23 protein-coding genes are annotated in these 23,183 nt (G+C 63.6%); 17 read left to right on the forward strand and 6 right to left on the reverse strand.

Annotated features, from left to right (window positions below):
* The first annotated feature begins 63 nt into the window (after nt 1–63).
* The 9 genes from BLJ79_RS09200 (at nt 64) to BLJ79_RS23550 (ending at nt 8,904) form a co-directional block, all read left to right on the forward strand.
* Nucleotides 64–426 carry an ArsR/SmtB family transcription factor gene (locus tag BLJ79_RS09200; protein ID WP_071214394.1) on the forward strand — a complete coding sequence of 121 codons (363 nt, stop codon included), beginning with the start codon at nt 64–66 and terminating at the stop codon, nt 424–426.
* On the forward strand, nt 423–1,514 hold the full coding sequence (locus BLJ79_RS09205) for a cation diffusion facilitator family transporter (protein WP_071214395.1): 1,092 nt from the start codon (nt 423–425) through the stop codon (nt 1,512–1,514). The genes BLJ79_RS09200 and BLJ79_RS09205 overlap by 4 nt, the downstream gene beginning before the upstream one ends.
* An 804-nt stretch (nt 1,515–2,318) precedes the next feature.
* Nucleotides 2,319–2,765 (forward strand): DUF6153 family protein, encoded by a 447-nt coding sequence (locus BLJ79_RS22865; protein WP_139194790.1) that lies wholly within the window; start codon nt 2,319–2,321, stop codon nt 2,763–2,765.
* Between the two features lie 357 nt (nt 2,766–3,122).
* Nucleotides 3,123–3,995: a F510_1955 family glycosylhydrolase gene (locus tag BLJ79_RS09215; RefSeq protein WP_071214397.1), complete on the forward strand. Its 873-nt coding sequence runs from the start codon at nt 3,123–3,125 to the stop codon at nt 3,993–3,995.
* Nucleotides 3,992–4,675: a GNAT family N-acetyltransferase gene (locus BLJ79_RS09220; protein ID WP_286135320.1), complete on the forward strand. Its 684-nt coding sequence runs from the start codon at nt 3,992–3,994 to the stop codon at nt 4,673–4,675. The genes BLJ79_RS09215 and BLJ79_RS09220 overlap by 4 nt, the downstream gene beginning before the upstream one ends.
* A gap of 150 nt (nt 4,676–4,825) precedes the next feature.
* Nucleotides 4,826–6,922 carry a copper-translocating P-type ATPase gene (locus BLJ79_RS09225; RefSeq protein WP_071214398.1) on the forward strand — a complete coding sequence of 699 codons (2,097 nt, stop codon included), beginning with the start codon at nt 4,826–4,828 and terminating at the stop codon, nt 6,920–6,922.
* 86 nt (nt 6,923–7,008) lie between these two features.
* A complete protein-coding gene (locus tag BLJ79_RS22870) occupies nt 7,009–7,494 on the forward strand; it encodes a DUF6153 family protein (RefSeq protein WP_139194791.1) in 486 nt (161 codons plus the stop codon).
* A 92-nt stretch (nt 7,495–7,586) separates the two neighbouring features.
* Entirely contained in the window at nt 7,587–8,195 is a 609-nt protein-coding gene (locus BLJ79_RS09235) for a DUF305 domain-containing protein (protein ID WP_071214400.1), read from the forward strand.
* Nucleotides 8,196–8,352: 157 nt separating this feature from the next.
* Nucleotides 8,353–8,904 carry a multicopper oxidase domain-containing protein gene (locus BLJ79_RS23550; RefSeq protein WP_071214401.1) on the forward strand — a complete coding sequence of 184 codons (552 nt, stop codon included), beginning with the start codon at nt 8,353–8,355 and terminating at the stop codon, nt 8,902–8,904.
* 20 nt (nt 8,905–8,924) lie between these two features.
* Here BLJ79_RS23550 and BLJ79_RS09245 read toward each other — a convergent pair whose 3' ends face one another.
* From BLJ79_RS09245 to BLJ79_RS09260, 5 genes are all read right to left on the reverse strand, one after another.
* Entirely contained in the window at nt 8,925–9,527 is a 603-nt protein-coding gene (locus BLJ79_RS09245) for a recombinase family protein (RefSeq protein WP_071214402.1), read from the reverse strand.
* Nucleotides 9,528–9,677: 150 nt separating this feature from the next.
* Entirely contained in the window at nt 9,678–9,899 is a 222-nt protein-coding gene (locus tag BLJ79_RS23705) for a GDCCVxC domain-containing (seleno)protein (RefSeq protein WP_425570053.1), read from the reverse strand.
* Between the two features lie 48 nt (nt 9,900–9,947).
* Complete coding sequence (locus BLJ79_RS09250) at nt 9,948–10,586, reverse strand: vitamin K epoxide reductase family protein (protein WP_071214403.1); 639 nt, start codon at nt 10,584–10,586, stop codon at nt 9,948–9,950.
* A gap of 31 nt (nt 10,587–10,617) precedes the next feature.
* Nucleotides 10,618–11,313: a DsbA family protein gene (locus BLJ79_RS09255; protein ID WP_071214404.1), complete on the reverse strand. Its 696-nt coding sequence runs from the start codon at nt 11,311–11,313 to the stop codon at nt 10,618–10,620.
* Nucleotides 11,314–11,455: 142 nt separating this feature from the next.
* Nucleotides 11,456–11,788, reverse strand: a complete 333-nt coding sequence (locus BLJ79_RS09260; protein ID WP_071214405.1) for an ArsR/SmtB family transcription factor — start codon at nt 11,786–11,788, stop codon at nt 11,456–11,458.
* Nucleotides 11,789–11,991: 203 nt separating this feature from the next.
* Between BLJ79_RS09260 and BLJ79_RS09265 the strand changes: the two genes are divergently transcribed.
* The 8 genes from BLJ79_RS09265 (at nt 11,992) to ccsB (ending at nt 19,835) form a co-directional block, all read left to right on the forward strand.
* On the forward strand, nt 11,992–12,375 hold the full coding sequence (locus BLJ79_RS09265; RefSeq protein WP_071214406.1) for an ArsR/SmtB family transcription factor: 384 nt from the start codon (nt 11,992–11,994) through the stop codon (nt 12,373–12,375).
* Complete coding sequence (locus tag BLJ79_RS09270; RefSeq protein WP_071214407.1) at nt 12,372–14,324, forward strand: heavy metal translocating P-type ATPase; 1,953 nt, start codon at nt 12,372–12,374, stop codon at nt 14,322–14,324. Before BLJ79_RS09265 ends, BLJ79_RS09270 begins: the two co-directional genes overlap by 4 nt.
* Entirely contained in the window at nt 14,321–14,833 is a 513-nt protein-coding gene (lspA, locus tag BLJ79_RS09275; protein ID WP_071214408.1) for a signal peptidase II, read from the forward strand. Before BLJ79_RS09270 ends, lspA begins: the two co-directional genes overlap by 4 nt.
* 104 nt (nt 14,834–14,937) lie before the next feature.
* A complete protein-coding gene (locus tag BLJ79_RS09280; protein ID WP_071214409.1) occupies nt 14,938–15,546 on the forward strand; it encodes a cadmium resistance transporter in 609 nt (202 codons plus the stop codon).
* 212 nt (nt 15,547–15,758) lie between these two features.
* Nucleotides 15,759–16,385, forward strand: a complete 627-nt coding sequence (locus tag BLJ79_RS09285) for a TlpA family protein disulfide reductase (protein ID WP_071214410.1) — start codon at nt 15,759–15,761, stop codon at nt 16,383–16,385.
* The gene (locus BLJ79_RS09290; protein WP_071214411.1) at nt 16,385–17,179 is read left to right on the forward strand and encodes a cytochrome c biogenesis CcdA family protein; all 795 of its coding nucleotides are present in this window, start codon (nt 16,385–16,387) and stop codon (nt 17,177–17,179) included. Before BLJ79_RS09285 ends, BLJ79_RS09290 begins: the two co-directional genes overlap by 1 nt.
* Nucleotides 17,179–18,798: a cytochrome c biogenesis protein ResB gene (resB, locus tag BLJ79_RS09295; protein WP_071214412.1), complete on the forward strand. Its 1,620-nt coding sequence runs from the start codon at nt 17,179–17,181 to the stop codon at nt 18,796–18,798. Before BLJ79_RS09290 ends, resB begins: the two co-directional genes overlap by 1 nt.
* Nucleotides 18,799–18,818: 20 nt before the next feature.
* A complete protein-coding gene (gene ccsB, locus BLJ79_RS09300; protein WP_071214534.1) occupies nt 18,819–19,835 on the forward strand; it encodes a c-type cytochrome biogenesis protein CcsB in 1,017 nt (338 codons plus the stop codon).
* Between the two features lie 275 nt (nt 19,836–20,110).
* Here the strand turns inward: ccsB and BLJ79_RS09305 are convergent, their stop codons facing one another.
* Complete coding sequence (locus tag BLJ79_RS09305) at nt 20,111–23,179, reverse strand: Tn3 family transposase (RefSeq protein WP_071214413.1); 3,069 nt, start codon at nt 23,177–23,179, stop codon at nt 20,111–20,113.
* Nucleotides 23,180–23,183 lie beyond the last annotated feature (4 nt).

Below are 23,183 nucleotides of genomic sequence, written 5' to 3' on the forward strand. Positions count from 1 at the left end.
AGCCTCAATCCAAACCACAGGGTGGATGGAGGCGTGTTGACCATTTAATGTCATAATATGCGTATGAATGCAGATAATAGAGTTTGCTCGCTGGATATCGACAGCCAATACGTGGAGCTGGCGGTGGAGGTCTTTTCCATGCTGGCCGATGCCACCCGGGTGCGGATCATCCTTGCCCTTCGCGACGGTGAAATGGCAGTCGGTGCGCTGGCCGAGACGGTGGGCAAGTCCCCGGCCGCGGTCTCACAACACCTGGCTAAGATGCGACTGGCCCGGATGGTCTCCACCCGCCAGGACGGCACCAAAGTCATGTACCGGCTGGAAAACGAACATGCTAGGCAGCTGGTGGTCGACGCTATTTATCAGGCCGAGCACGCACTCGGCGGAGTGCCAGCACACCACCGCGCGGAGCAGGCCACGGCATGAGCACCACCGAGCAGCCCGGCCACCACTCCTACGATGGCCACGAGAACCACAGCCATTCCCACGAACCTCATGGCCATGACCACGCCGGACACACTCACAAGAACCACTCGGGTTTCAAGGGGTGGTTGTTTGAGCTGTTTGTGCCACACACACATGATTCCTCCGATTCCATCGACGATGCCTTGGAAGCGAGCAGGGAAGGCGTCCGTGCCTTGAAGATCAGCATGGTGATCTTGCTGGCCACCACGGTTTTGCAGGTCATTGTGGTGGCGATCAGCGGTTCTGTGGCGCTGCTGGCGGACACCATCCACAATTTCTCTGATGCGCTGACCGCCGTGCCGTTGTGGATTGCCTTCATTCTGGGACGCCGCGTGGCCACGAAACGATACACATACGGATATGGGCGGGCCGAGGACCTTGCCGGTTTATTCATCGTCGTGGTCATCGCACTGTCCGCGGTTCTGGCCGCATGGCAGTCGATCGAGCGGCTATTCAACCCGCAACCGCTGGAAAATCTGTGGTGGGTGCTCGCGGCCGGCGTGATCGGATTTGCTGGCAACGAGATCGTGGCGGTGTACCGCATCCGTGTTGGGCAAAAAATTGGATCTGCCGCGCTCGTCGCCGATGGCGTGCATGCCCGCACAGATGGGTTCACGTCCCTCGCCGTGGTGTTCGGTGCCGTGGGTGTAATGCTCGGTTTCCCGCTGGCTGACCCGATCATTGGTCTGTTGATTTCGGTGGCGATCATTGTTCTGCTTTTCGGGACGGTGAAAAGCATTGGCCGTAGGCTCATGGACGGCATCGAACCCGATCTGGTGTCCCGTGCGCAGAGCGTTCTTGAGGGCACGACCGGCATTTTGTCCGTGTCACGGCTGCAGTTGCGATGGGTAGGGCATCGTCTGCAGGGCGCGGCAACCATCGTTGTCGCCGATGCGGAGCTCTCGAGTGTTGAGGGGATCATCAAGGATGCCGAGCATCGGCTTGGGCATGCGCTCCCGAAACTCGACGACGTAGTCCTCAAAGCCATCACGTCGACAGACGACGGTGTGGTCGACGGTGAATTGTCCACGCATGCCGGCCATCGCTAAGGAAGCCGGTCAGATGTCAACTCCAAGGACTGGGCAGGTCCTGTCGGCGAGTGTCCCCGGGCACGGCAACTTCGTAGTGACCTGGGAGGCCTTAACGATGATCGTGGCGTTCGGTGGGTTGCTGCATTGCTACCAGGGGACCGGAGGTTGTCGCGGACAGGGCTTGTACTTCTCTCTGTCGGAACCGAAGAAGTTCGTTCGCTGCTTACTTAGTGGCCCGGGCTGGTCAGGGAGCGATTCCCTCGATGTGGGGAACCGGACGGGCGGCGAGGAAATCTTACTCAGCGTCAGCCGCGACCTGGCTCCCAAACTCGATGGCGCAGTCTTGGATTTCGGTTCGTTCAACAAAATGCAACGCTTCGTGTGGCGCACCATGCCGGCGGTCAAAGGGCCGGCATGCACGTGCCGGCGCTCCGTTGGGACCCCGGCAGGAAAACGCTCACTCTGCCTCGACGACAAAGGGCTCGGATTAACTGACCTCTGAAGGATGATTCGGAGCCACAGACCCCAACCACTATGGTGATGGGCAATTGCGCTGCGTGATTGTTCATTCGCGTGCCCGCGCGCGTAAAATGATTCGGAGGCACATGGGGCAGCCGGGTACAAGCTCAGGGTTTCACCGACCCGGCATTTGTCGGCGTTAACGCGGCGACGGCAGCAGCAGCTGCGATCCTGCCACGGGTCTCGACGGTTACCATACCGCTCAAGGCACCACGTTTTTCGCGGTGTGGCCTGAATCCTATCTACGTTACCGAACCACCACATCAGCAGCTCAGAAACCACTTCCAGGAAAGGACGCCCGCCGTGAACAAACGACGAGCAATCTTGCCCTCAGTGTTTCGCCCTGCATTCCTGATGGTGGCGCTGGTCCTTGGCCTGCTCGCGATGCACATCCTCGGCGTGGATCACCAGGTGCCGCACGGAACCCATAGTTCCCCCAGTGCTGTCACCCACCAGTCGATTCCTGATTCCTCACCGGACCTGACCCACCAGTCGGTTCTGGGGCAGCACACCCTGATAGACGAGTCCCCCGCATCTCTTGCGGTCGATTCGTTGAACGGCATAGAATCGGCTGCGCTCGGCCTGTGTGTCCTTGCGCTGTCTCTCGGTGGAATCTTTTTCCACCTGATTTCCCGGGCCTTCCGGCCGGTCCCCGGACGTGGGCTATCGGCCCCACCGGTGACCTGGATTCCGCAAAGTCGCACCCACACAACACCTTCACTGGTTCAGCTTTCGATCAGTCGTACGTAAGAGCAGTGCCTCACCCCAGGCCAGGCATCCCCTTTTTCGTGCCCTTTTTCGGCAGAGTAGCCCCCATGTTAGCGCCGTCCTTGGCTCCCCCGAGGTGCCCGCGCGCAGGGCCACCTGTCCTGTCGTCACCGACCCCACATCCGTAGTTGCTGTGGTGACTCCGGATCTTGAACGACACCACGAATCGGCGATGAGCGCCTTGGGAAAACCACTTCTGCCCAACGAGTAACATTTGCCGACCCGATCGACGCTTTTGGTTAGCGGTCCGCTGCCCCCATCCACGCATTATGTGCGTGTGGGGCACCCAAAAAACTCGCCCCGGCAGGCTCAACTTTGCTCTTTTTTCCTTGGAGAACCATGTCTTCCACCCTGCCCATACTTCGACGTACCCGAAGGTGGTCTGCGACGGCCATCGCCGCGCTCGCCACTCTGGGGCTTGCCGCGTGCGGTGAGCCCCAGAGTTCAAGCGCCGACGCACCGCCCCCGGCCAACCCCTATGGCCACATCCACGCCATCACTATCGAAGAATCAACCCAACGCGTCCTGCTCGCCACCCACAACGGCCTCTTTGACGCCACCGATACCGTTCCCCAAAAGATCGGCCCAACGATAGACCTCATGGGATTCACCGCCGCATCGGATGGGACCTTCTACGCTTCCGGGCATCCCGGGCCGGGCACCGATCTGCCAAATCCCCTGGGACTGACGAAATCCACCGACGGCGGAAAATCCTGGACACCCCTCTCGTTGCAGGGGGAATCCGACTTTCATGCGTTGACCGTGACCAACGACCTGATCATCGGCTACGACGGGAACCTCCGTTCAACCGTTGATGGCCGAAAATGGTCGGATATCGGTCCCATGTCACCAACTCCCTATGCGTTGGTGGGAAACCCCGAGAGTACCGTGGTCCTGGCCACCACCGAGGAGGGAGTGTGGCGCTCTCTGGACAGCGGAAAAACCTGGTCTGCCCCCAACGGAGGACCCCGGCTCCTTACGGCCGCGTTCGCGGATCCGATGACCATCGTGGGCGTCACACCCGAAGGCAGCGTGCACCTGAGTCTCGACGCCGGGCTTTCCTGGAAAGGAACCGGTACCGAGGTCGACCAACCGGCGGCCATGGGCGCCACCCGAACCGCGGATGGAAACATCTCCGTCTGGATGGCCATGGACCGCGGACTGGTCAAGTTCACCTACGACGGCACCACCCTCACCGAGGAAACCAAATGAGCCAGATGGAACCGAAATTTCCCAGCACTCGATCTCCCGTTCTCATCAGGCAGGCCACGGAAGAAGACCTGCAATTGATGGCTTCGGACATGATCCGATATCTACCCGAGGGGCTTTTCCCCCATTTGGGCAAACGCTTCGTGCGGCGGTGGATGCAGACCTTTCTGACCGAACAGTATGGGGTGGCCCTCGTCGCGGTAACCATCGATGCCCCACGGCAGCAAGTGGGTTTCCTGATCGGTTCAACCAACCAAATCCACCACGTCGCCGACGTCCTGCACCAGCATAAGTGGAGCCTGCTGCGCGCGGGGCTGGTGGCGCTATGCCTTCGTCCGCGGGTGCTATTTCATTTTCTGCGTACCCGTGCCCGACCCTACCTGCGCCGCATCATGGGGCACAACAACGGCCCGGATGACGGGTCCGTCCCCAGACCGGCAACGGCCGTGATCACCTCACTCGTGGTGCTGCCCACAGTGCGGGGTGAGGGAATCGGACGATTCCTGGTGGAGGACTTCCTGGAACGTGCGGAGGCGGACCAGGCATCTCTGGCCGAGCTCGTGACCACGGCAGGAGCCGAGGGCGCGGGAAGGTTCTACACGAAGATTGGCTGGGAACGCGTGGAAGAACGATATTCAAAGGACGGGACGCCCATCCACACCTATCACCACTCCTTCCAGTAGTCGCTCACAGGCGGCAACTGCATCGAGCGAATGTCGAGGCCGCCGTCAAGGAATTACCGTTTGAACAAACATACCCCCTAGGGGTATGTTTGGGATGTTATTGGCGAACAGTCCAGTCACCTGCCGGGTCCGCACTGAGCAAGGAGAATCATGGAAGAGCACAGCAAGGGGCACCTCCACCAAGAGACGATGCCGAGCATGGATCATTCGGCCATGGGGCACGGGGGCACGGACCATGACGACCATGCGGTCCACGCCCAGGGTCAGCATGCCGGGCACAGCACCGTCATGTTCAAAAACCGCTTTTGGTTGACCCTGGCCCTGTCCATTCCCGTGGTGTACTTCAGTCCCATGGTCGGGCATCTTCTGGGATACGTTGCGCCAGAATTCCCCGGATCGAGATGGATTGCACCCATATTGGGCACTGTCATCTTCTTCTATGGCGGGCAACCGTTCTTGAGGGGCGGCTGGCAAGAAATCAAGGCCCGGCAGCCGGGCATGATGCTGCTGATTTCCATGGCCATCACCGTGGCGTTCATCGCTTCCTGGGTGACGAGCCTCGGTCTTGGCGGTTTCGATCTGGATTTCTGGTGGGAACTGGCTCTGCTAGTGGCCATCATGCTGTTGGGGCACTGGATCGAAATGCGGGCGCTGGGTTCGGCCCGCGGGGCCCTAGATGCGCTGGCGGCGCTGCTCCCCGATGAAGCCGAGCGGGTCATCGATGGCGGCACCGAAACCATCGGCATCGCAGAGCTGGTTTCCGGGGACATTGTCTTGGTGCGTTCAGGGGCGCGGATGCCGGCAGATGGGCTGATCACCGAGGGCTCCGCCGAGGTGGATGAGTCGATGATCACCGGGGAGTCAAAAACCGTCTCCCGCACCGTGGGAGATCCCGTGGTGGCCGGGACAGTGGCCACTGATAGCTCCCTGCGCCTGAGGGTCACCGCTATTGGAGACGACACCGCACTGGCCGGGATTCAGCGGCTGGTGGCCGAAGCCCAGTCATCCACCTCCCGGGCTCAGGCCCTGGCCGACCGGGCCGCTGCGTTCCTGTTTTACTTTGCTGCAGGTTCCGGTGTCATCACCTTCATCGTCTGGTCACTGCTGGGCAGTATCCCGGATGCGGTGACCCGTACCGTGACGGTCCTGGTAATTGCCTGCCCGCATGCTCTGGGGCTGGCCATCCCTCTGGTGATTGCCATCTCCACCGAGCGGGCCGCCCGGGCCGGGGTCCTGATCAAAAACAGGATGGCCCTTGAACGGATGCGCACCATCGACGTGGTCTTGTTCGACAAGACCGGCACCCTGACCAAGGGAGAACCTGCCCTCACCGCTGTGGAAGCGATCCAGGGCCTGTCGACCAATGACCTATTGGTCCTCGCCGCTGCCGTCGAATCTGACAGCGAACACCCCGTGGCCCGCGCCATCGTGAATGCCGCCCAACTCACGGGTGCATCCGTGCCGACGGCCACGGATTTCCGCTCCATGACCGGCATCGGGGTCCAGGCAACCATCAACGGCTCGAGCCTCGCCGTGGGCGGGCCCGCCCTATTGGCGGAACTGAATCTGACCGAGCCCGATCACATCGCCGTAGCAACCAGAAGTTGGAAGGAACGGGGTGCCTCGGTGTTGCACGTGATTCGCGACGGAGCCGTAATCGGCGCTGTCGCCCTGGAGGATAAGGTCAGGGACGAGTCCCGACAGGCCGTCCAGGCGTTGCAGAACCGGGGCATCAAGGTCGCCATGATCACCGGGGACGCGCGCCAGGTGGCCCAGTCCGTCGCCGCCGAACTTCACATCGATGAGGTGTTCGCCGAGGTCCTGCCACAGGACAAGGACCAGAAGGTCGCTGAACTGCAGGGCCGCGGGCTGAAGGTGGCCATGGTCGGTGACGGCGTCAACGACGCCCCGGCCCTCGCCCGTGCCGAGGTAGGCATTGCCATCGGTGCCGGCACCGACGTGGCGATGGAATCGGCGGGGGTAGTGTTGGCCGGTAACGATCCGAGGGCTGTCCTGTCCATGGTGGATCTCTCTCATGCCAGCTACCGGAAAATGTGGCAGAACCTGGTGTGGGCCACCGGCTACAACATCATTTCCGTGCCTCTGGCGGCCGGGGTGTTCGCGTTTGCCGGGATCGTGCTCTCCCCTGCCGCCGGCGCGGTCCTGATGTCCCTGTCGACCATTGTGGTCGCCCTGAACGCCCAATTGTTGCGCCGGCTCAAGCTCAACCCGGCCGACGTCCGCTGACTCTGGCACCGAGGCGCAACCCAGCCAGTATGCGTAAAATCCGCAACAACCCGATCATCGCGACTATCCAAAGGAAGGACCCCGCCGTGCACAACCCCCATGACCTGCCCTCCGCGGGGTTTGTTCTGTCCAAGATCGGTTGGCTGGCCGTTGTGCTGGCCATCATCGGGGGCATTCTTGGCATGCACGTGATTGGCGGAGTCCATGCACTGGAACCGGCGTCAATGGCCGGCACAGCAACAGCAACCATGCATACGGCGGCGCCGAACCACCACGGGTTCTCGAGTGCCCTCCCCTCGGCCTCTCCGTTGGCAACCGCAACCATGGCTGCACCCGCCCACCAAGGTGACCCATTTTCCTGCGGCGGGTCATCCCCCGACGGTCAGGCCTCCATGGGCGGCCACGACACCTGCGTTCCCTCCTTTGGCCCGGATTTACTGGTCGTTCCTCTGCCGGGGATACTCACCTGGGCCCACCCGAGAACCGCATTCACCAGCATCCCGGGCCCCAAGTCAAAGGGCCGGATTCCCGATCCTCCCTCGTTGACCCGGCTCTCGATCATTCGAACGTAAACCGACGAATTCCCCTGCCCCCTCAGCGACAGGACCTCAGTCATACGCCCCATGGGGCGCCGTTTACCTCTCGAAACCCTTTTATCGAAGGAATGATCCTTGTGAAGAAATTCTTAGTCTTTTCAACCACCGCATTGGCCGCTGTCATCGCCTTGGCGGGATGCTCCACCGGGACCGGTGAGAACATGCCGGGCATGGACCACAGCACCTCGGCAACCTCCAGTAGCTCAGCGGCCAACACCGTCGTGGAGCACAATTCCGCCGACACCATGTTCGCCCAGATGATGATTCCCCACCACGAGCAAGCAGTGGAGATGAGCGACATCATGCTGGCCAAAACCGGCATGGACCCCAAGATCGAGACGTTGGCCCAGGACATCAAGGCCGCGCAGGGTCCGGAAATCCAAAAGATGACCGATTGGCTCACCGGATGGTCCGAGCCGACCACCAGGGCCGGAAACCATGGCATGGACGGCATGATGTCCGATGCCGACTTGGACAAACTCACCGCAGCCCAGGGCACAGAAGCCAGCAAACTGTTCCTGACCCAAATGATTGCCCATCACGAAGGTGCCGTGGAGATGGCCCAGACCGAGGTCACAGATGGCAAGAACGCGGACGCCGTGACCCTGGCCCAGACCATCGTCTCCTCCCAAGAATCCGAAATAAAAGACATGCAGGACCTACTCGCGGACCTTTAACAGCCCATCAGAGTTGACCCTGCCGGTGGTGGATCCGGGATTCCTTAGATCCACCACCGGCAGGCCCATGTCCTGTTGCCCCACCGGTGCACATGGGCGCTGGCACCTAGCCATTCTCTTACCTGCCTATGCAGTCGTCTTTTCAAAGGATTCATTCATGACCCAACAACTAAAGCGTCGTTCTTTCCTCGGGCTCTCCATCGCAACGACCGCAGTGGCAGCCCTAGCCGCCTGCACACCCACACTCCCTACCAAGGCAGGAGCCGCTCGGATTCTGCCCACCCACCCGATCATCGCCACTTACGAAGCCCGGCGGGTAAGCACCGGCAAGACCGTCAGCCAAACGCTCACTGCGGGGCCTTTGTCCACAACCCGGGCAGGGAGGGCCATCACCACGTGGGGATACAACGATTCCCTCGTCGCCCCCACTCTGCGCGGCACCGTCGGCGACCAGCTCAACGTCACCGTCACCAACAAACTCACCGAGTCCACCAGCATCCACTGGCATGGGCTCGCAATGCGTAATGATGCCGACGGAGTACCGGGCCTCACTCAAAAGGAAATCGGCGCCGGCACGAATTTTCCCTATGATTTCAAGTTGCCGCACCCGGGCACCTACTGGTACCACTCGCACGTGGAGATGCAACGAGAACGTGCCCTCTATGGGGCCCTGATCATCGATGACCCCCAGGAACCGGGGTCTTGGTAGTAATGGGGACGGATTGAGCGCTAAGCCTCCAGGGTCGCTTTGGCGGTGGGGCGCCGTCCGATGCTTGCCTTGTCGAGGTGCCCGTAGATGGTGGAGCGCGGGACCTGGAGGAGGTCGGCGATGCGTTGGACCGTATGGGTCCCCGCGTCGTAGAGCTGCTGGGCGTGGTGGGCCTGGTCGGGGGTGAGCTTCGGGCGTCTTCCTCCTGTTCGCCCGCGGGCGCGGGCGGCGGCGAGTCCGTCGCGGGTGTTGGCGACGATGAGTTCTCGTTGCAGTTCGGCCAGGACGGAGAGCATTCCGAACATCGCACGTCCTTCCGCGGTCGTGGTGTCGATGCCCTGCTCAAGGACACGTAATCCCACACCACGCTCGCGGAGGGCCGCACCGAGGGTCACCAGGTGGAGCACCGAGCGTCCGAGCCTGTCCAGGCGGGTGATGACCAGCTGGTCGCCGGCGCGGTTGGCCGAGGCGAGGGCCTTGTCGAGCTCGGGCCTGCTGGCCTTGGCACCGCTGGCATGGTCGAGGTAGATGTTTGCCGGGTCGACGCCGGCGCGGGCCAGGGCATCCGTTTGGTGGTCAGGGTTTTGGTCGGCGGTGGAGACCCGCGCGTATCCGATCAACATGTGTCGATAATACCGGTGCTGCATGGTTTGACGACGTTGATTTCCGGCACGGGTTTCCGACATGGTTTCCGCGGCGTGTCGCCGACAGGTTCGGGATGTCGTCAAATGACCGTTTCTCGACATGCTACGTCCAGTCGCGGTGTATCCCGCTTAGAGCAGACCCCGCTCCTGCTGTTTGGGTGGGCAGGGAACCGTTCCATAGGAGCAGAAAACGCAGCAGTCCCCCACCGCTGGGCGTAGACGCTCCCCGCAGCCGGGGCATACCCAGAAGAACTGGCATGCGTCGGTCGGCATCTGAACGGAAGTGGCTACGCCGCACGACGGGCACGACACCACGGAGTTTAATTCGACGGACATCTCTAGGCTCTCCATGGGTTGGCAGAAAATGCGGTTGACGGCCCCGATTGTCTGGGTGACCGGTCAGCCGATGAAAGCGGGCAGGAATCGCAGAAAGACCGACCCTGCGACCAAGACGTAGGCGATGGCCACGAGGGTGCCTGCCCACTCGGCGGCGAACCTGGTCACGGCCCGGGGCGCGGGAATGACGCCGTGGACGAGGTTGCGGACCGTGAGCAGGATAAACAAGGGGATCATCGCCGCCCACACCACCATGCAGTACAGGCACAGGATGTAGATCTCGAACAGGGCCTGGCTCCAGAGCCAGATAACGAACACCATCCCCAGGCTCACTCCGGCTTGCAGCCCGGCCCAGTACCAGCGCCCCGGGGCAGCCCCGGAGAGCACCATCATGGCGGTGGCCAGGATGAGGGCGAAGGCGACGATGCCGATCAACGGGTTGGGGAAGCCGAAGAGTTCCGACTGCCAGGTTCCCATGACCCGCCCGCAGGACACCCACGGGTTTACATCGCAACTGGTCACGTGGCCCGGGTCCTCATACAAGGCCAGACGTTCCAGGACGAGGATGGCCGAGGCGACCCAGCCCACCGCCCCGGTGACCAGCAGCACGAAGCCGAAGGTGCGGGGGCGGGCGAAGCGGGGCACCCGGATCGCCGGGTCCCGGGGGCCGGCTACGGGATCAGCGGTGACAGGTGTGCTCATGGAGTCTTCTTCCGGATCTGGCGACGGCGGATTAGTTGGCGGCCGTCGCTTCGACGGCGGCCCTGAACTGTTCCAGGGTCTGCACATTGAGCATCTTCCCATCGAGGAAGAACGTCGGGGTCCCGGTGACGCCCAGGGCCTTGCCGTCGTTGACGTCGAGCTTCACGCGTTCCTCGGTGGCAGGATCGGCGACGGCGGCGTCGTAGGCGGCCATGTCCAGTCCCAGGTCTTCGGCATAGGTGCGGAACAGGGCACTCTTGTTGTCGGCGGATTCGCCCCACTGGGCCTGGGTGTCAAACATCTTCTTGTACATCGGCTCGTAGGCATCCTGCTGCGCCGCGGACTCCACGGCCACGGCGGCGTTCATGGAGTTCAGGTGCCCTGGCAGCGGGAAGTACCGCTGGACGAAGGTGACGTTCTCCGAGTACTCGGCGCGCAGCTCCTCGACGAACGGGTAGGCCGCACCGCAGGCCTCGCACTCGAAGTCCAGGAACTCCACCAGGACCGCCTTCTCGCTTGGTGCTTGGGAAAGCACCCGGCTGTTCTCCCGCACGACCTGCTGTTCGGTGGTGGCGGCGTCGGCTGCTTGGGGGGAAGCGGCCTTGGAGTTTCCCTGGGCGACGGCGTAGCCGATGATCGCAGCGACAACGGCGGCGGCCAGCAGGATCCAGACGACGATCTTGGGTTTCTTCGGGGATCGGGTGCTGGGAGGGATGGGAGTGCTCACGTGGTGTTCCGTTCTGTGGCCGGCGTGCACTAGGGCAGGCCGGACGGGTGGGGAGTGTGGGGTGGAATGGCCGTAGCCGGGCGCGGCTGTTCGGTGCACCGCGGCAAGGAGGAATGCGGTTCCCTGATGATCGGCTGTCCCGTCACCGGCAGGTGCATCCTTCGGGGGTGCAGCAATCCGGGTCCACGGTGAGGACGAGTTCCAGCAGATCACCCAAGGCCGATCCGAGCCGTGGGTCGGCCAACCGGTACCAGGTGTTGCGGCCCTCCGGCTGGGCCGCAACCAGTCCGCATCCGCGCAGGCAGGTGAGTTGGTTCGACATCGACTGCCGGGAGACGCCCAGCTCCGTGGCCAGGTCCGAGGGCCTCGCGGGGGCGTCACGCAGGGCCAACAGGATCCGGGTCCGGGTCCCGTCCGACAGGGCGTGGCCCAATTGCGTCAAGGCCGAGGTATGCGTGGGGGTTGCGCTTTTCATCAAACACCACGGTACATGATCCAATGTATAGTGATCCATTTCCGAGGTCGGGTGAAAGCCACCTCACTCGGCATCCAGCATTCGGCCCGACTACGCCTTCTCGACCCCCGACGCTCCCGTCAGTCGAGGTCAGGAGCGTGCCCTGGAAGCCTCCACTGCGTTCATCAAACTCGATATATCGTAATTTACGATATGATCGATGTATGACGATTGAATATAGCGGTGAAGACGGCTGCAAGGGGCTTGACCCGGCAGCCGCCCTGTTCCATTCCCTGGGCGATCCAGCCCGCCTCGCCATCGTCAAGCGGATGGCGCATGGTGAGGTCAGGGTCAGCCAACTGACCCATGAGCTGGGGTTGGCCCAATCGACCGTGTCCACGCACGTGGCCTGCCTGCGGGACTGTGGACTCGTCGAGGGCCGCGCAGAGGGCCGCAGTGTCTACTACTCGCTGACGCGTCCCGAGCTCATGGACATGCTGGCCCAGGCCGAAATCCTCTTGGCCGCGACCGGCAACGCGGTGAGCCTGTGCCCGACCTATGGCACCGCCGCCAGGGAAAACGACACCATCCAGGAGAGTGCCCGATGAGCGACACCTGCGGCTGCAGCGACGAAACAATGGCCCCCGGCACGGCAGGCGAAGAGAAAGCGGAAGGCTTCTGGCAGGTGAGAGAGGTCCGTGCCGCCGCCGTGTCCGGGGTGCTGCTGCTGGCTGGCTGGATCACTTCCCTGGTCGGGGGCCCGCAGTGGCTGACCTTGCCGCTGGAAATCATCGCGTTGCTGGTCGCGGCCTGGACCTTCGTTCCCTCCACGCTGCGGCGCTTGGTTAGGGGCAAGATCGGCGTCGGCACCCTGATGACGATCGCCGCGGTGGGCGCGGTGCTGCTGGGACAAATCGAGGAAGCAGCGATGCTCGCCTTCCTCTATGCCATCTCCGAAGGCCTGGAGGAATATTCCCTCGCCAAGACCCGGCGGGGTCTGCGCGCCCTGTTGGACCTCGTCCCGGCCGAGGCAACGGTGCTGCGCCACGGCACCCAGTTCACCGTATCCCCGGCAGAACTCGTCCCCGGGGATCGGATGGTCGTGCGCCCGGGGGAACGGCTCGCCACGGACGGCAGGATCGTCACCGGGCGCACCTCCCTGGACACCTCGGCGTTGACCGGCGAATCGGTGCCGGTCGAAGCCGGTCCGGGAACCGAGGTCTGGGCCGGTTCCATCAATGGCACCGGCCCGCTGGAGGTCGAGGTCACCAGCACCGCGGAGAACAACTCCCTGGCACGCATCGTGCACATCGTGGAGGCCGAACAGTCCCGCAAGGGCCCCGGCCAACGCCTGGCCGACTCCATCGCCAAGCGGCTCGTCCCGGGTATCCTCATCGTCGCGGGCCTGATCATCGTCTTCGGGTTCATCGTCGGGGAACCGGTGCTCTGGTTCGAACGCGCCCTGGTGGTGCTGGTCGCCGCCTCGCCCTGCGCGCTGGCGATCTCCGTGCCCGTCACCGTCGTGGCCTCCGTCGGTGCGGCCAGCCGCATCGGCGTGCTGATCAAGGGCGGCGGGGCGCTGGAAACCCTGGGCAGGATCCGCACCATCGCCTTGGACAAGACTGGCACCCTCACCCGCAACCAACCGGCCGTCATCGACGTCGCCACCGCCGGCCCGGCGACCCGGGCGCAGGTGCTGGCGCTGGCCGCCGGGCTCGAAGAACGCAGCGAGCACCCGCTGGCGCGCGCCATCCTCGCCGCGACCCCGGACCGGGCCAACGTCACCGACGTGGACACGGTCCCCGGAGCCGGACTGGAAGGCCTGCTCGACGGGCAAAAGGTGCGCCTGGGCCGCCCGGGTTGGATCGAGCCCGGTGAACTGGCCGCGGATGTGGAGCGCATGCAACGGGCCGGTGCCACGGCGGTGCTGATTGAACAGGACGGCCAGGTAGTGGGAGCCGTGGCGGTCCGCGACGAGCTTCGCCCCGAAGCCCGCGAAGTCATCGCCCGGCTTACCCGGTCCGGCTACACGACAGTGATGCTCACCGGCGACAACACCATCACCGCCAACGCCCTGGGGAAGGACGCCGGCATCACCGAGGTCCACGCCGATCTGCGCCCCGAGGACAAGGCGGACATCATCCGCCGGCTCAAGGCGAACCGGCCCACCGCCATGGTCGGTGACGGCGTCAACGACGCCCCTGCCCTGGCCACGGCCGACACCGGCATCGCCATGGGTGCCATGGGCACCGACGTCGCCATCGAGACCGCCGATGTCGCACTGATGGGCGAGGACCTGAACCACCTGCCCCAGGTGCTGGACCACGCCCGGCGGACCCGCCGCATCATGCTGCAAAACGTCGGGCTGTCCCTGCTGCTGATCGCCCTCCTGATCCCGCTTGCCTTGTTCGGGATCCTCGGGTTGGCGGCCGTGGTCCTGATCCACGAGCTGGCCGAGATCCTTGTCATCGCCAACGGCGTGCGTGCCGGACGGATAGCACGGAAAAACCAGCTTGACGCCCGGCAGCCCGGCCCCGTGTTGGAGCCTGCGGCATGAGCGCGGCAGCCGAGCGGACCACAGGAGGGCGGTCCGGCCACTTCCGGTCCCGGTCCCGGACCGTGATGCTGGGCGGGGCGGCGTTGCTCGCCGCCACCGACCTTGTCTCGAAGTGGGTGGCGGAGAGAAACCTGACCGTGGGCGAGTCCCTGGGCCTGGGGCCGCTGGACATCAGGCTGTTTTACAACACCGGGGTGGCCTTCAGCCTCGGCGCATCCCTCCCGCCCTGGACAGTCGCGGCCGCGACCGGGCTGATTATCGCGGCCCTGTCCTGGTTCCTGCTGGCCTCCGAACCGGCCATGACCGGGCTCTCCCGCACGGGCGCGGCCCTGTTGCTCGGCGGCGCACTGGGGAACTTCATTGACCGGCTGGACGGGCGCGGGGTCGTGGACTTCCTGCACAGCGGATGGTTCCCCACCTTCAACCTCGCAGACGTCCTTGTCACCGCGGGTGCCGCCTTGATGGTCCTCGGGGCGTTCAGGCGCCAACCGGAAGAAAATCCCGGATAGTCCGTCCGACTCGCCCTGCCGCAATCCGGCGCAGCGCGGACAAAATACCGGTGGCGCCACCGGAGCCAGGCGGCGCCACCGATCCCCCACCCTGAAAGGACACCATGGATCTCATCCCCTCCATCCTGCAGGCCATCGGCCTGTTCATGGCCACCAACATCGACGACATCATCGTGCTCTCATTGTTCTTCGCCCGCGGTGCCGGACAGCGTGGGACAACGGCCCGGATCCTGGCGGGCCAGTATCTCGGCTTTGGCGGAATCCTCGCCACGGCCGTCCTCGTGGCGCTGGGCGCTGGGGTATTCCTCCCTCCCCAGGCGATCCCCTACTTCGGCCTCATCCCCCTGTTCCTCGGCCTGTGGGCGGCATGGCGAGCCTGGCGAGCCTGGCGGGCAGCCGACGACGACGATGATGCCAAAGTCGCTGGCAAGAACGTGGGGGTATTGACTGTCGCGGCTGTCACCTTCGCCAACGGCGGGGACAACATCGGGGTCTATGTTCCGGTTTTCCTCAGCGTGGGACCGACCGCCGTGGTGGCATACTGCATCGCCTTCCTCGCACTGGTTGCAGTTCTCGTGGTGCTGGCCAAGTTCCTTGCCACGCGCCGGCCGATTGCCGAGGTCCTGGAACGCTGGGAACACATCTTGTTCCCTCTCGTCCTCATCGGCCTCGGGGTGTTCATCCTCGTCGAGGGAGGGGCCTTTGGACTCTAACAAGTCCACCTCCGGCAAGGACAGGGCCGGCACGCTTTCGTCACCGCAATCCCCGAACCCCGAAACCGAACTGGAACAGGTTGCCACATAACCCCAGCAATCCACGGTGGGGACGGTGCCGGTAATACCGGAACCCGCCTCGCAGTCCGCAATGTATATACCCAGCGTGGACCTCTTGGCCAACGCTGCGAACATCCCAGGAGCTAGAAATCATGACCGACCCCCTTCCGTCCCCCTTGAAGCATGCGGGACGCCGCGCTTTCCTGCGTGCAGCCGTGCTTGGCGCCGCTGTCCTGCCACTGGCGGCATGTGTGGGAGATGAGGACTCCCTGGCCAAGCAGGCGCGGGAGGGAAACAACAAGAACTACATAGCCGGCGATGGCTCGGTGGAGGAATACGGTCCCGGCTCACGCACGGCCCCGGTCGAGATCAGCGCGGTGGCCTATGACGGAACAGCCATTGATTCGGCCACCTGGGTGGGCCAGGCAACGGTGCTGAACTTCTGGTACGCGGCATGTGCACCGTGCCGCATTGAGGCCCCGCACCTGGTGGAACTCAGCAGCGAATATGAGGGCAAGGTCGAGTTCATTGGCATCAATGTGCGCGACGAGAAGGAGGCCGCCGAGGCGTTCGAGCGCACCTTCGGCATCACCTACCCCTCGGTGCAGGACACCCAGGGCGCGATCCAGCTGGCCATGACCCAGTACGTTCCGTTGCAAGCGGTGCCCACCACCCTGGTGCTGGATAGGCAGGGCAGGGTCGCGGCACGCATTCTGGGTGCTGCAGAAAAAAGTACGCTCAAGGCCCTGATCGATACCGCCCTCACCGAGGCCCTGTGATGCTTTCATCGCTCGTTGCTTCCCTCGCAATTCCTGCACAGGGGGGCAACCAGTTTGCAGAGATTGTGCAGGACGGTTCGCTGATCCTCGCGGTCCCCGTGGCCATCCTTGCGGGACTGGTCTCCTTCCTGTCCCCGTGCGTGCTGCCCCTGGTGCCTGGCTACCTGGGTTACGTCACCGGCCTGTCCGGCGCCGACCTCGCCGAACAGAAGCGTGGTCGCATGGTCGCGGGCATTGGCCTGTTCATCCTCGGTTTCACTGCCGTCTTTGTCCTGGCGGGCGTGGTCTTTTCACAGATCGCCGTCTGGATGAGATTCGAAGGTTCTTGGGTAACCCAGCTGCTTGGTCTGGTGGTGATCCTCATGGGCGTGGTGTTCATGGGCGGTTTTTCCTTCATGCAACGCGATGCGAAAATCCATCGCAAACCACCCGCAGGGCTTTGGGGGGCACCGGTGCTCGGGGTGACCTTCGGCCTGGGCTGGGCTCCCTGCATCGGGCCAACGCTGGCGGCAGTCCTCGCGATGAGTTCCGGAATCGACCCGAACCCCGCCAAGGGTGCGCTGCTGACGTTCTTCTACTGCATGGGCTTGGGCCTGCCATTTGTATTCATCGCACTTGGTCTGCGCCGCGGCATGGGTGCCATGAAATTCTTCCGCCGCCACCAACTGGCGATCATGCGCTTCGGCGGCGGCATGTTAATACTGCTGGGACTCCTGATGGCCACCGGCCTGTGGGGTTCGTGGGTCACGCAATTGCAGGACTGGTTCACCAATGAGGTCAGGTTGCCCATCTAATGGCGAAAAAAGTTTCTAAAAAAGACATTGCGGTCCCGGCCCTCGGGTTCCTTGGGATGCTCCGCTGGGCCTGGACCCAGCTCACCAGCATGCGCACCGCACTCTTCCTGCTGCTGCTCCTGGCGGTGGCGGCGGTGCCCGGCTCGCTCTTTCCCCAGCGCTCGGTGAACCCGGAGCAGGTGACCACCTATCTGGCCAACAAGCCGGTACTTGGCCAGTGGCTTGACCGCTTCCAGCTCTTTGATGTCTATTCCTCGGTGTGGTTCTCGGCGATCTACCTGCTGCTGTTCATCTCCCTGATCGGGTGCATCCTGCCCCGGGTCAAGAAGCACGCCCAGGCGCTGCGAACCCCGCCGCCACGGACGCCTTCGCGGCTGGACCGCCTGCCGCAGAATGGAGCCATCCGGATCCAGCCGGCCTCCGAGTCCGGTCTCAGCGACGCGCAAATCGCCAGGGAAGCCGCGGCGCTCTTGAAGAAACGCGGATACCGCTCCGAAGCCCGCACCGAGGGGGCCAACCCGTCGGTCGGCGCGGAACGGGGATACACCCGGGAAATCGGCAACCTCCTGTTCCACACGTCCCTGGTGGGACTCCTGGCCTCGGTGGGTATCGGTGGGGCGTTTGGCTACAACGGGCAGCACCTGTTGGTCGAGGGGGACACGTTCGTCAACTCCCTGGTGTCCTACGACGCTTTCACCCCCGGCACCTGGTTCCAGGAAGACTCCTTGGACCCCTACTCGGTGAAGCTCGAGAAGTTCAACGTCACCTTCGACCGCGAATCGACCACGCACTTCGGCCAGCCCCTCGATTTCACCGCCGAGGTCGAAACCCGCCGCAGCCCCGACGCCGAACCCGAAAAGGAAACGATCCGAGTCAACCACCCGCTGCGCATCGATGGCGCGGACATGTACCTGGTCGGCAACGGCTACGCACCGGTGGTCACCGTACGTGACGGCGACGGTGACGTTGCCTTCAGCGGCCCGGTGGTCTCCGTGCCGCAGGATGGCATGTACACCTCCCTGATGGTCATCAAGGCCCCCGATGCGAAGCCGGACCAGCTGGGGTTCCAGGGATTTCTGCTGCCCACCGCGATGACGGACGAGACAGGGTTCGCGATTTCCGGGGACCCGAACGCCATTAACCCGCAGCTCCAGCTGAATTCCTACTATGGGGACCTGGGGCTGGATGACGGCATGCCGCAAAACGTCTACGTGCTGGAAACCGACCGGCTCACCGAGATGAACAACCGCGACCTCGAGGCCGGCGGCATCGTGCTAGGTGCCGGGCAGACCTACGAATTGCCCGACGGCAAGGGAAGCATTTCCTTTGACGGACTCAAGCGCTATATCGGCGTGGACATCGCCTACGACCCGAGCAAGCGCCCCGTCGCGGTCTTTGCAGCCCTTTCACTGTTGGGATTGGGCATCTCGCTCTTCACCCCGCGTCGCCGTGCTTGGGTGAAAATCAAGACCTCCGTTGACGGCTCGGGCCGTGAAGAGCGGGTCATCGAATACGGATTGCTGGCCCGCGGAGAAGACCACGGACTTGAATCCGAGGCCAAGGAGCTGCGCAAGCTCCTTGAACAGCAGTGGCCCGCCGTTGAGCGAGCCGGAGTCTAGGAGAACGAATGGAAAACGACATGCCCACGATCAACGTGGCCTTGGGTCAGTACAGCGACCTGTTCATGCTGCTGGCAGCAATCGTCTATGCGGCAGCCTTCATCGCCTTCGCGTGGGACCTTGCCAAGTCCAGCAAACTCATCCGGAAGATCGACGCCGCAACGCTCGCCTCGGAAAAGAAGGTCCTCGTGGCGGCCGGTGCCGTGGGAACACCGCCCTCGGGCGGTGCGGAGAACGAACTGGTCAATGACTCCATGGACTACACCGCCGTCTCCGCGAAGCGCATGGCAGCGAAGGTTGCTGTCTCGCTGACCTGGCTGGGCGTGCTGCTGCAGGGGTTCGCGGTGGCAGGCCGTTCCATTGCCGCGCACCGGGTGCCGTGGGGCAACATGTACGAGTTCCTGTCCACCGGTTCTTTCCTGGTGGCCCTGGTGTTCGTGCTGGTGTTGTTGAGGAAGGATCTGCGCTTCATGGGCACCTTCGTCATCGGCCTGGTCACCGTCATGCTGTGCGGCGCCACCATGGGCTTCCCCACCCCGGTTGCCCACCTGGTGCCCGCCCTGCAGAGCTACTGGCTGATCATCCACGTCTCTATTGCGGTGCTGGCCTCGTCCCTGTTCACCATCACCTTCGCCATGAACGTCCTTCAGCTGGTGCAACACGCCAGGATGGATGCGCTGGCGGCCGGCAAGAGTGACAAGCTGCCGTTCATGCGCCTGGTCCCCGGCGCCGCCGCCCTCGAAAACTTTGCGTACCGCATCAATACCGTGGCGTTCGTGATGTGGACCTTCACCGTGATGGCCGGTGCCATTTGGGCCGAGGCAGCGTGGGGCCGCTACTGGGGGTGGGACACCAAGGAAGTCTGGAGTTTCGTCATTTGGGTTGTCTACGCCGGCTACCTGCACGCCCGTGCAACCGGCGGCTGGACCGGTGCACGCTCGGCATGGTTGAGCATTATTGGCTACCTTTGCTTGGTCTTCAACTTCACCGTCGTGAATCTCTACTTCAACGGGCTGCACTCCTACGCCGGCGTCTAAATGCCCTCGCAGCGCTCACCAGGGGCTCCGGATCCCCCGACAACGGGTCCGGGCCCATCGGTGCGCGAGGCCACGCTCCCGAGCGTGGCCTCCCCTAGCAATCGCAGGCCAATCAGCATCATGCCTTGGTCCCCTTGGTGGACTTCACCGCCCGGAAAAGTGTCATGGCACAGCGAGCGTAGGCAAAGCTGTCCCGTTCAAGGTTCCCCTTGCGGGACTGGTTACTTTCAGAGCAACGTTGGTCCATACCAGTATCAGACCCCGCTACCTATGGTTCAGTCAGCACTATCAGGGGAGATACGCAGGGGGCGGAGCCCGCTTGGTGTGGTGGTGGTGAAGGCGTAGCGACCGAGCATGTTGACGTGTTGATCGCCGAGCGGGGACAGGCGGGCGATATCGGCGTCGTCCACGAGGTTGCCGGCCTCGCGCAGTGCATTGATGGAGGCATCGGTGTAGCGGGTGTTCCAGAGCACGATGGCGTTCAGGACCAGGCCGAGTGCACCGAGCTGGTCTTCCTGGCCTTCACGGTAGCGCTGGTAGATCTGTCCGCGCCGCCCGTGGAAGATCGCGCGTGCCAGGCGGTGGCGTGATTCCTGGACGGTCTGCTGCGTATGGGTCGTTCGTCGGTAGGTTTCCTCGAGTGGGTCGATGAGGGCGAGCAGGTGGATGGTCTTGTCCATGCGCCCATATTCGGTGATCGCGGCACCGAGTGGGGACGGGCTGCCGTCACGGGAGAGCATGCGCAGCAAGTCGTAGGCGCGCACCGTCCCTGTCGCCAGAGACGCAGCGACGCGGGTCATGTCATCCCAGTGTGCGGCGATCCTGGCTAAGTTGATCCGGTTGCGGGCGACATCGTTCAGCGACCCGTAATCGGAGTCCGTGGTGCCACGCGGGGTTGCGCGCCAGAGGCGTTGGTCGGACAGGTTGGCGATCCGTGGCGAGAACCGGTAACCCAGAAGGGCGAAGATCCCGAAGACCATGTCGGAGTAGGAAGCCGTGTCCGAGGTGATCGTTTCTGGTCGGGGACCGCCGTCGAGGTTCAGTATCGTGTCCAGCGCGTAGAGTGAATCACGCACGGTGCCGGGCACGACAGTGGCGCCGATGCCGGCCACCTGGTCGTTGACCGCGTTGAACCACGTCAGCCCGCGTCCTCGGCCGAAATACTTCGGGTTCGGGGCAGCGTTGATCGTGCGTACCGGGACCACGAACCGCAGACCATCGACGGAGGCCAGCAGCCCACCACCCCACACCTGGGCGACAGGGATCTCACCCTGGGCCTTGATTAGGGTCGCGTTTGCGGCGGAGTGGGTCTCGCTGCGCAGGTAGTTGGCATCCACGTGTCCGAGCCGAGCGCGCGTCAGGGACGGGTGTCCCTCGGCAACCACGGGTGTCAGGCCAACGTTGCAGGCCTCTGCGACCAGCAGCGCCGCAACCGAGCGCGGCAGATCATCCATGCGGGCCTTGGACTGCCCGATGTGGGTGTAGGCGTCGAGGAACCCGGTCCAGGAATGAACCTCCAGCAGCAGCTCGGGAAGATCCACCCGTGGCAGCATCGAGGCGACCTGCCCACGGAGTTCACGCAGCGAGTCCGGGATCTCCAAGGCATCCAGACGGTCAACCTTCAAACGTGTGCGCCCGTCCGTACTTGAGGGTTCCAGCCGTACCGAACCGTTCGGGCCCACTTCCTCGAGGCTTGCCGTCAAGCTCCTCCAGGCCGTATCCAGCACCTCAACACGATCGTTCAGGTGCTCGGCAGCCGGCCCTTCCAGGCCCAAGCTGGTCAGCGCCCGATCGCGTACCTGCTCCCACTGCTCACCATCGAGCAGCTGGGCGCGTGGGTCGCCCCACCGGGTCGATGGTGTGGCAAACACGTCCCGACGGCGCAGGCAAACGCGTAGCTGCTCCAACACGCACAAAACCCATGCTTCCCGGTCAACTTCTACCCCGTCGCGACCGAACACCGCCGCGCGCCAGGCAGCCGGTACCAAGGCCTCGGTAACGTCGTCCTTGTGGAGCTGCCGGCGGCCACGCAGGGCTTCCAATCCGGCCAGGGCATCAAGCACAGGCTGTCCCGTTGCCGTTGCCCGCAGTGGCAACACGGTAGCCAACAACCCCAGGAATGGGGCAACCGTCCGGTATCGGCGGGCCACCTGCACACGCATCGCGCCCTCCAGTCCCGAGGCGTCCGGGATGAGAGCACCGACCGTGTCGGCGTACTGCGCGATCTGATCCCTTGCGGCGACCTTCTCCAGCCGGGCCCATACCGTCGCTACATCGACTTGCTCGCCCGCTTCCTCCAGCAGGCAGACCAATTCACGCCCGACACGGGCAAGAACAGCCGAGGCTTTCTCCAGCTCCGGCAGTGTCTCCAACCGTGCCGCGACCGCAGCCCTCTTCGAGGGTCCCAATACCTTCGAGGCCATCAGTGCATCGAACAAGTCCAACGCATCATCGACCGCCGCCACTGACAACGCTTCCACTGTCGCAACCAACGTGGCCGTGCGGCGCGGCTCCGCCAACCGGCGCAGCGACTGCGCCTTTGCTTCCACCCCATACCGTGCCAGCGCCCGTAACCGGGATGCCGGCATTCCTGAAGTCTCCACCGCGCCAATCCCCAGGGCCCTGACTTGCTCGACCCGCGCCAGGGCCTTGTTCAAGGCAGGCCCGGACAACCTCACAGGCCCTGCGCGTAATGCTTCTAACCTGGACCCACGGGCACCCTCATCAACGGCCAGCAATCCAAGCAAACGTCCCGGCAACTGAGGATCCGCGGCCATTGCTGCCCCAGCCAGTCGCTCGTACAGCTCCGACACTGCACGTTCACGGGCAGCCTGAACCGACTTCAATAGTCTCGTCACTCCAGGAAGGAGTATCTGTTTCCGACGCAACCAGGCCACCGCATGGGCGAACAACGCCTTCGGCCCCTCACCGTGCGTCCAGGCGCGCGAGTAAACGAACTCGCTCAGATCCTCGACCGCAGCTCCCGTGAAGTCCCCATAGCCATAGAGCCGGCGGATCTCCCGCGCATGAGCGTTCGGAGTCGCAACCCGCTCGGGGTACCGCTTGATCACCGACGGATCATTGATTCGGAGCTGTGCCGCCAAATATTCCACCACGGACCACGGAACATCCAGCGGATCCGACAGGAACGCCCCCAGGAACCGCACTGTCCCAACCTGAAGCGCAAAACCGAGCCGATTATGCTCACCGCGACGCTCAGCAATCCCTTCCAGGTCAGCCGCGTCGAGATAGAAGAACTGCTCCAGCTCCGCCGGAGATGGTTCGCCTACGAACCGCCCGAACACCACCGTTTGTTCCTCGGTCAAATATTGATCAGTCGGCATATCA

Source organism: Arthrobacter sp. UCD-GKA (assembly GCF_001863355.1).
Lineage (GTDB): Bacteria > Actinomycetota > Actinomycetes > Actinomycetales > Micrococcaceae > Paeniglutamicibacter.